Genomic DNA, 8,689 nt, shown 5'->3' with positions numbered 1-8,689 from the left:
ATGGGATTTTTGCCTGCAAGCCCATGTTTTCATACGGTCAGCGCAGTGAATGCGCAGACCTACTGAACAGTTACGTTCAGCCCATGATTCTGCGTCATATTCCCATATATGCGAAATGACCGGTTGGGGAACCGGTCATTTCAGGAGAAGGTATTTCGTTTTGTTGCAAAAACTATATAATGTATTGGGGGGTTTACGTCCATTATAGTATCATACCCGAATCAAAAAGTGTGCACAAACTTGACAAAAATTGTCATCTTTTTTTGTGCACACTTTCTAATTATATTAGTTTTCAGCTTTTCTGAGCCAGGTAATGGGTACGCTTTTGCTGATACATGGCGTGATCCGCGTCGTGGAGCAGCTTCTCTAAGTCAACCGGACCATGCCCTGCCGGAAGGCGCACAATGCCGAAGCTGAAATTTTTCTCATAGGGCTTTCCCGCCTGCTTCGCGAAATCATACTGGATCCAGTAGAGCTTGCTATAGGCCACCTCCTGTGGACAATCTTTTAAAATGATGCAGAACTCGTCGCCTCCAATGCGGGCAAACAGATCGTTCTCGCGAATCACATTCTTCACGGACTCCGTGAAATGACGCAGATACCAATCTCCCTCTCCGTGTCCGTAGTTGTCATTGATGTATTTCAGATGATCCAGGTCGCAGTAACAGAATACCAGTTCATCGTCTGCCTTCAGCAGTTCTTCAATCTCCCGCTGGAAATAGTAGAGGTTTCCCACATGGGTCAGCGGATCCATGGAGGCCCGCTCTTTCTCCTGTCTTGCCTCTTCCTTCAGGACGCTCTCGCGCTCCTTTAACTGTGCGGTCATGGTGTTAAACGCTTCCGAGAACTCTCCCAGATACGAGACTCTCTGGGAATAGTCTCCCTTTGCCACCTGTTTGGCCTGCCAGGTCAGATGGTTTAAATTGGCATGGATGTTCTTTAAATTGTCGCAGAGAAAGTTATCTCTTTCCGGCAGTGTCACCGACAGGGTACCGTTTGACAAGGCCGCAGAATACTCCTTCATTTCCTTCACCGCGTGATCCAGAAACTGCATCCCCATTCCCAGCTTTTGAAACGGTTCGTCCAAAGCGTTCACGTCCAGCGGCTGCGTCTGCGGGTCATACAGAATGCTTCTTAAATATTCAAATAATAATGCGCAATTTCGGTCATCATCCATACACAAAACTCCTGATTGTTTTCTCGGCCGGTCTTTTAGTCTTTAATCTCCGCGTGAAAACGGCAGACACGGTCACCGGTGGCCCAACAGTCTACCTCGATGGCTTCATAGGTTTTCCCGGAATACAGGGACAGGATCCCGGAGATAAAACCCTCGTCATAGTTGCAGACCGTCTCGCCCAAAACCGGAAGCCCGGAACAGTCCGCATCATCCGAAACGGTCAGAATGATCTTACCGGTTTCTTCATTCACGTCTTCGATGCGCAGAACTCCGATTTTCAGTTCCTGAAGCTTTCGTTGCAGCGATCCGACAAACTGGTCTAACGGCAGGCTCATATCCAGAAACTGCTTCGCAAAGTACTCTCCTGCCTTCTTCCCGGCCTGACGAAAAATGTCAATCTGGGTTTCTTTTCCAAAACGGCGGATCAGCTCATCCTTCATGGAATATTCCAGCATGCGGTATACCATGACCGGAAGCTCATCTCCCAGATTGCCGCGGCTGTTCTGATCATACTGCAGATATTCTTCTAATGAAATCGGCTTTTTATCGGCCAGAAAAATGTTCTCCATAGCAACCTGCCCTTTTTCATCTTTGTTATTTTTTTTGCGTTTTTTTAACACTGTCTGTATTATAACGCATACATTCACAATCTGTCAATTTCATTGTCCATTTTTTTGCCAAAAATTCAGAATAATATGTCAAAAAGCGGCATGCTTTTTTCTTTTTGCACACCGTTTTTTTCCTGTTTTTCGTAAATTAATCCATACACTGCTATCTCTGCGGGTCTGTTCCCACTTTCAGCGCTTTCATAATTTCCTTCACATGAATTGGCTTTGCCATTGTCTGCCCAGTCTGCCTCAAATCCAATGCTGGAAAAGTCAATGCTTCCTGACTTTTTTCCAAATGGTTGATAGCAGCCCTGTCCTGTGATAAAATGAGCTGGAAAATTTTGAAACGTTCTGGAGGTTCGTTATGAGCAGACAACATTCCTGGTCTTCCCTGATCAAAGAGACCGCCATTCTCACCGGCGCTGTGGCCATCATTGCCGCGGCTGTTTACTTTTTTCTGCTGCCAAGCCACGCTTCCGTCAGCAGTATTTCCGGTCTCGGCATTGTGCTTTCCAACTTTATCCCGCTTCCGCTTTCCGCCATTACCATGATCTTAAACGTGGTGCTCCTCATCATCGGCTTCTTTACCTGTGGAAAAGAATTTGGGGCCAAAACCGTGTACACCAGCATTATGCTGCCGCTGTTTCTGAGCCTGTTTGAGAAGGTGTTTCCCAATATCGGCTCCCTGACCGACAGCCAGGAGCTGGATGTGCTCTGCTACATCCTGGTCGTCAGCATCGGCTTAAGCATCCTGTTTAACCGCAATGCCTCTTCCGGCGGTCTGGATATCGTAGCCAAGATTATGAACAAATACCTGCACATGGACCTAGGCCGGGCCATGTCCCTTTCCGGCATGTGCGTTGCGCTTTCCGCTGCCCTGGTCTACGACAAGAAAACGGTTGTCTTAAGTATTCTTGGTACGTATTTCAATGGCATCATCCTGGATCACTTCATCTTCAACCACAACGTCAAACGGCGCGTCTGCATCATCACAAAAAAGGAAGAAGAACTGCGCCGCTTCATTGTGGAAGACCTGCACAGCGGTGCCACCATCTATGAAGCCATCGGTGCCTACAATATGGAAAAGCACAACGAGATCATCACCATCGTCGATAAAAGTGAATACCAGAAGCTGATGAGCTACATCGGCCGGGAAGACCCGCTGGCCTTCATCACCATCTACAATGTTTCTGACATGCGCTATCAGCCAAAACGCTGATAGCGTTTTTTTACAAAGTCCTTTCCCTTTTGCCCGACTTTTAGTATACTGATACGGAAGCTGCATAAAAAACAAGAGAGGATATCATAATTATGGCTATTACAGGACGCAATGTCGGCAAAACCTGCCGCACTCATTACAAAGGAACCTTTAACGATGGAACCCAGTTCGACTCTTCCTACGACCGCGGTGAGCCGCTGGAGTTTGTCTGCGGCGCAGGCCAGATGATCCAGGGCTTTGATGCTGCCGTGGCAGACATGGAGGTCGGTGAGGTAAAAGAGATCCACCTGATGCCGGAGGAAGCCTACGGTCAGGCAAACCCGGATGCCATCTTCGACGTGGAGATTGCGGATCTTCCGGGTTCTGAGGAACTTACCGTTGGCCAGCGCATTTATCTGCAGAACCAGAACGGCCAGCATTTCCCGGTAACCGTTACCGACAAGACCGAAACCACCATCACCTTCGATGCCAACCATGAAATGGCAGGCAAAGAGCTGAACTTCAAGATTGAGCTCGTAGAGGTAAAATAACTTTTTCGTAACTGTGAGGGTACTGAACAGTTACACTTTTTCTTATTTTTTCACTCTTGTCTTATTTTGCCACATTTTTGTCCCTATGAAAACCCAATAAGGCGGCAGACCTCACATCTGCCGCCTTTCCTTGCCTATTCCTGATCCGCAAACACCTGGTCAAACACTTCCAGAATGACATCAATGTTAATCGGTTTTGCGATGTGGGCGTTCATGCCCGCCTCAAACGCTTTCTTTTTATCTTCCTCAAAGGCATTGGCCGTCATGGCAATGATCGGGATATTCGCCTTTTTGTTGCTGCTGAGGGTCCGGATTTCTTTGGTTGCCGTATAGCCGTCCATTTTCGGCATCTGGATATCCATTAGGATCACATCGTACTGGGATTCATCTGCCGAGCCCATGCGGACTACCGCGTCGGTTCCGTCCTCCACCACATCCACGCTCAGGCCGGCCTCTTCCAGAATCGCGGTGGCAATTTCCTGGTTCAGTTCGTTATCTTCCACCAGAAGAACCTTCTTGCCGGCATGACGGTAACGCCTTGCCGCCTCGGCCGTTTCTGCCTCATCTTCCGCATCCGGATCCAGAGTCTGATGCGTTAAAGCGGCCCGGAGTTCGGACATGAACAGCGGCTTTGATACAAACGCGGTTACACCGGCTTCTTTTGCCTCCTCCGCGATATCAGACCAGTCATAGGCCGTCAGAATAATGATCGGTGTATCTGCTCCAATGACCCTGCGGATTCTTCTGACCGTCTCAATTCCGTTCATATCCGGCATCTGCCAGTCAATGATGTAGACCTTAAACTCTTTTTTCATCTCACAGGCTTCCTTGGCCCGCAACACTGCTTCTTTTCCGGAGGTTGTCCAGTCTGCAAGCATTTCAATATCGCGCAGCATCTTGCAGACGCTCATGCAGGTGTTGGCATCGTCGTCCACCACCAGCGCCCTGGCTCCCTGAAGCTCCGGAACCGGTTTGTATTTCACGGTATCACCGGTGATCTGGCATTCAATGGCAACGATAAATTCAGAACCTTTTCCTGCCTCACTGTTTACGGTAATGGTGCCGCCCATCATATTCACGATATTTTTGGAGATGGCCATGCCAAGTCCCGTTCCCGGAATCCCGCTTCTTGTGGCGGTCTGCTCCCTGGTAAAGGCGTCAAAGATATGCTCCTGGAATTCCGGAGACATTCCGACACCGTTGTCTCTCACACTGAAGGTGTAGCTGGCGTATCCGGCCCTGCTGCACGGATGCTCGCTGACCCGGATATTGATCATGCCGCCCACCGGCGTGAATTTCATGGCGTTGCTCACAATGTTGAGCAGCACCTGGTTTAAACGGAGCTTGTCGGTGATGATATCCTCATGGACCACATTCTGGGTGTCGATATACAGCTCCTGCTGCTTCGCACTGATATTGCCCTGAATGATGGAGCGCAGGTCATGGAACACGTCCGGAAGATGCACCTTTACTTCCTCCAGCCTGACAATTCCGCTTTCAATGCGGCTCATATCCAGCACATCGTTGATCAGGCTTAAAAGATGGCGGCTGGATATATTGATCTTCTTTAAGTATTCCAGCACCAGTTCTTTGTTGTCCATGTGGGTGCTGGCTAACGCAGTAAATCCAATCACGGCATTCATCGGCGTGCGGATATCGTGGGACATGCTGTTTAAGAAGTTGGTTTTTGCCTTATTGGCATGTTCTGCCGCCGCAAGGGCATTTCTCAGGGCATATTCCTGCTTCAGCTCTTTTTCCTTCTCTGTTGTCACATTCTGGTTCGCAAGCAGCACCGCCGTAATCGTTCCATCTTTATCCACCCGCTGCGGAACGAGCACAGACAGCAGCCACAGGCCGTTCTTCATCTGAATCGTGTTGGTCAGAAGCCGGTGGCCCTTCAGCCGCTCTGCCACGGTTTCCATGTCCGTAAACTGTTCAAACTGCTCACAGTACTCTTCTTTTATGGTCTCCTGAATGTGTTTTCTCTGGCTTTCTTTCGAATATAATTCACTCTCCAGAACAACATCGTCAGTCGCCGACTGCTTGATCAGCTCTATCTTCCCGCTTGCCAGATCAAACAGTATAATGGAAGAATACGCGGTTCCCAGCGCATTGATGATGCGCATGCGTTTCTGGCTCTGTTTCAACGCGGACCGTTCCATGTTGCTCTGAACCAGCAGGATCAGCAGATAAATCAGAATGGCCGCCGCTGTATACAGTCCACAGGCACTGTAGCGGGTCATAAAGATCTGGGCAGACGGGAAGAATACATAAATCGTATATTCTCCGGTCTTTTCTTTTCCGCCATACCAGATTTTGTTTTCCGCGCTCCTGCCAACAATCCAGCCGTTCTTGCGGTCTGTGCTGATCTCGTAAGTGGCCTTAAGTCCGCTGACCTGATGGCCCAGCAGGGAAACATCGTTTGTGCTGACAATATCATCTTCCCGAGATACCACGATGATGCCATTCATGCTGACCGGAAAATCCGCAAACACAGAAGCCAGCGAGATGTCTCCGGTTATATTTTTATCCTTTTTTTCATAGGCAAACACCAGACCGTCTGCATCCTGGCGGGGCACCACAGCCACGTCATAGCTGTCATCTCCCAGACTGAGCCGCTCTGTATACGTTTCTTCCGGGTGCTCCAGGATTTCTTTTATATAGTCTTTTCCCAGCATTTCGCCCCACAGAGATTCCTCCGCAGACCCAGATGTGTCCTGCAGCACCGCATTCAGGTTTTCGTCCAGAACCAGTACCCCGGTCAGGCGCTGTGTTTCCACATATTCGTCCAGATCCTGTTTGGTATAATGCCCGAGCTTTTTCATGCTGCTGCTCAGCTCCGTGGTTTTATCTAACAGGCGGACCAGGCTTTTTACCCGGTCATTCGCGCTGTAATCTTCATATTCCTGGATCCGCAGCTTGGAAAAGGAATTGGTTTCCTCGATAACCGTATGCAATCCCTCTTTATCTACCTTTGTAAATGCTGCCCAGATGACTCCTTCCATCAATATCAGAACAACCAGAAGCAGACCGGATAAATTCCATCTTATTTTACTTTTCATCCGTATCTCCCCTCACAACCACTTTGTCTGCGTCAAGCCCATACTGAGCCGCAATGGTTCCTATGGTTCCGTTCTCACTCAGTTCCCGGATCACCCCGCCCAGCTTTTCGGCCAGTTCCTGATGCGTTCCCTTCTGAAACGCGACTCCCACCTTTGACACATGCGGACTTTCCTCCAGCAGGCGGTATGCGCCATTCCCGTTTTTGATCAGTTCATTGATCAGCGCTTCATGTCCCGCGATCACGTCAATATAGTCCTTACGCATCGCCGCGAACATATCCTCCGTGGTAGCGAAACAGTTTACCTGTTTCACGTGCGGAAGCGCGGAATCCACCGTATGTAAAAAGAGATTCGCAGCTCTGGTTGTAACCTGAACGCCTACCTTTTTATCGGCGAGATCGTCAAAATTCTGAATGTCACTGTCTGTACGGACCGCGATCACCTGACGGCTGTACAGATACGGACCGGCCCACTGATAATCCTCCTCCCGCCCGTTCATGGAATAGCAGCTCCAGATGCAGTCAATGCTTCCATCTGCCAGAAGCGCATTCTTTTCGTTCCAGGGAATCACCTCAAACTGCGGTTCGTATCCAAGCTCATGAAAGGCAGTGGTCGCAATGTCAATATCTACCCCCGTAACATTTCCGTCCATATCCAGATAGGTATATGGCTCAAATTTATCAATGCCGATGATGACCGGTTTCCGGTCACCGCCCGCGTCCTGCGTATTCTGATTGTTCCCACAGCCACATACCAGTCCACACGCAAGAACCGCAAGGCCAAATATCATTCCTGTTTTCCTCGAACCCATGTATGGTTACTCCTCTTTTCGCACGCCCCCGTGCCCCCCTCATTCTGCCGGTTATCCGGTTACAGATTTTGTTTATAAAGTTCCTCGATCGTGCCGATCAGCCGTTTTACATCCAGCGGCTTTGCCAGATGCGCGTTCATTCCAGCCGCATTTGATTTTTTCCGGTCTTCATCAAAAGCATTGGCTGTCATGGCAATGATCGGAATGGCTGCGGCGTCTTCGTTTCGGATTCCCCTGCTGATACAGAAAATGGAAAGCAGATGACGCTCTGCTCAGCGGCCTTCTTTTCTAAAGCCCTGCCGCTTTTCTCTCCACAGCACTGTCCAGCACTGCTCTAAGCTCTTTTGCGCTGCCCACTCGGGCGCCCTCAAAGCAGCCTTTCTTACCATTGATCCCATTTAACCACTTCACGCCCAGGCCACCGGCCTCTTCCCAGTACTGCAGATTGGGCGTATGATCATCAATCAGAATATCGGCCTTGTTGAGCCTGCGATGCAGCATACCTGCAAGAAACTCGGCCTTATTTGTTTTTCCATAGGGTACAAACAAACAGTGTGCGGAATCAATTTCCGGAAGATACCTGTCCAGCCATTTTTTCTTTTCCAGTAAGGCCCTGGTATCTGTATAGTAGGAGGACAGAATATAAATGTTCTCACCGCGTTTCATAGCATCCCGCATAAAATTCAGGAGTTCCGTTTCCGGTTCCAGATCCGCGTAGTATCCGGGCTTTCTGGTTTCCTCAACTGGGACATCACGCCATTTTGCAATCGTACCGTCCATATCAAAGTAAACCCTCATGTCACGTTTCATTCCCATCTTTTCCCGCTCCTTCTTCTGAATTTTCCACTTCTGCAAACATCTGTTCACTATCATAACAGATTCGTCCCAAGGCCGCAAGTATGCCCAGCGGCTTTTTCCATCCATGCTCTGACGGATATGGTTGTCTTTGAGAAATGTCATGTACTCGGTACTTGTAAACTGGCATCCCTGATCGGAGCTATGCCGAAAAAATGTAGAACCTCCCGCGCCAAGTACGCTTGAAGACCATCCAGCTTTTGGCTGACTGGCCTGCTGGTCTTTGCCCACAGGTCTGAATGATCTTCTTCCAGTACTCTGCACGGACTTCAATCAGGCAGAACGTGAACAGCAAGTTCGATTCTATTTCCACCCGCATCTTTCGCCCGATAAAGCACCTTATCCGCTGTTTTTAGCATCTGCGAAGCTGATACGGACTCATCAGATATCATCGCGCCACCGATACTCACACTTAGATATTCACCTT

8 protein-coding genes and 1 pseudogene are annotated in these 8,689 nt (G+C 49.2%); 2 read left to right on the top strand and 7 right to left on the bottom strand.

The window, feature by feature from the left end:
* Window positions 1-292: 292 nt before the first annotated feature.
* Window positions 293-1,177, bottom strand: a complete 885-nt coding sequence (locus WMO41_RS15480) for a diguanylate cyclase domain-containing protein (protein WP_349230532.1) — start codon at window positions 1,175-1,177, stop codon at window positions 293-295.
* Window positions 1,178-1,212: 35 nt separating this feature from the next.
* Window positions 1,213-1,746: a V4R domain-containing protein gene (locus WMO41_RS15475; RefSeq protein ID WP_349230531.1), complete on the bottom strand. Its 534-nt coding sequence runs from the start codon at window positions 1,744-1,746 to the stop codon at window positions 1,213-1,215.
* Window positions 1,747-2,149: 403 nt separating this feature from the next.
* Between WMO41_RS15475 and WMO41_RS15470 the strand changes: the two genes are divergently transcribed.
* Together WMO41_RS15470 and WMO41_RS15465 are read left to right on the top strand one after the other, a co-directional pair.
* Entirely contained in the window at window positions 2,150-3,004 is an 855-nt protein-coding gene (locus tag WMO41_RS15470) for a YitT family protein (RefSeq protein ID WP_349230530.1), read from the top strand.
* Between the two features lie 98 nt (window positions 3,005-3,102).
* Window positions 3,103-3,534: pseudogene (locus WMO41_RS15465) on the top strand (FKBP-type peptidyl-prolyl cis-trans isomerase); the annotation flags it as partial.
* Between the two features lie 134 nt (window positions 3,535-3,668).
* On the opposite strand, the gene WMO41_RS15460 reads toward WMO41_RS15465, so the two are convergent.
* From WMO41_RS15460 to WMO41_RS15935, 5 genes are all read right to left on the bottom strand, one after another.
* Window positions 3,669-6,596 (bottom strand): response regulator, encoded by a 2,928-nt coding sequence (locus WMO41_RS15460; RefSeq protein ID WP_349230528.1) that lies wholly within the window; start codon window positions 6,594-6,596, stop codon window positions 3,669-3,671.
* The gene (locus tag WMO41_RS15455; protein ID WP_349230527.1) at window positions 6,586-7,407 is read right to left on the bottom strand and encodes a substrate-binding periplasmic protein; all 822 of its coding nucleotides are present in this window, start codon (window positions 7,405-7,407) and stop codon (window positions 6,586-6,588) included. The genes WMO41_RS15460 and WMO41_RS15455 overlap by 11 nt, the downstream gene beginning before the upstream one ends.
* A 59-nt stretch (window positions 7,408-7,466) precedes the next feature.
* Window positions 7,467-7,598 (bottom strand): hypothetical protein, encoded by a 132-nt coding sequence (locus WMO41_RS15450; RefSeq protein ID WP_349230526.1) that lies wholly within the window; start codon window positions 7,596-7,598, stop codon window positions 7,467-7,469.
* A gap of 97 nt (window positions 7,599-7,695) precedes the next feature.
* The gene (locus tag WMO41_RS15445) at window positions 7,696-8,223 is read right to left on the bottom strand and encodes a 5' nucleotidase, NT5C type (RefSeq protein WP_349230533.1); all 528 of its coding nucleotides are present in this window, start codon (window positions 8,221-8,223) and stop codon (window positions 7,696-7,698) included.
* A 308-nt stretch (window positions 8,224-8,531) separates the two neighbouring features.
* Entirely contained in the window at window positions 8,532-8,672 is a 141-nt protein-coding gene (locus tag WMO41_RS15935) for a nucleotidyl cyclase domain-containing protein (RefSeq protein ID WP_350340426.1), read from the bottom strand.
* Window positions 8,673-8,689: the final 17 nt, after the last annotated feature.

The organism is Ventrimonas faecis (genome assembly GCF_040096075.1).
GTDB lineage: Bacteria > Bacillota > Clostridia > Lachnospirales > Lachnospiraceae > Brotaphodocola > Brotaphodocola faecis.
The sequence above is the reverse complement of the archived record's forward strand: the minus strand, read 5'-3'. Positions and strand labels throughout refer to the sequence as shown.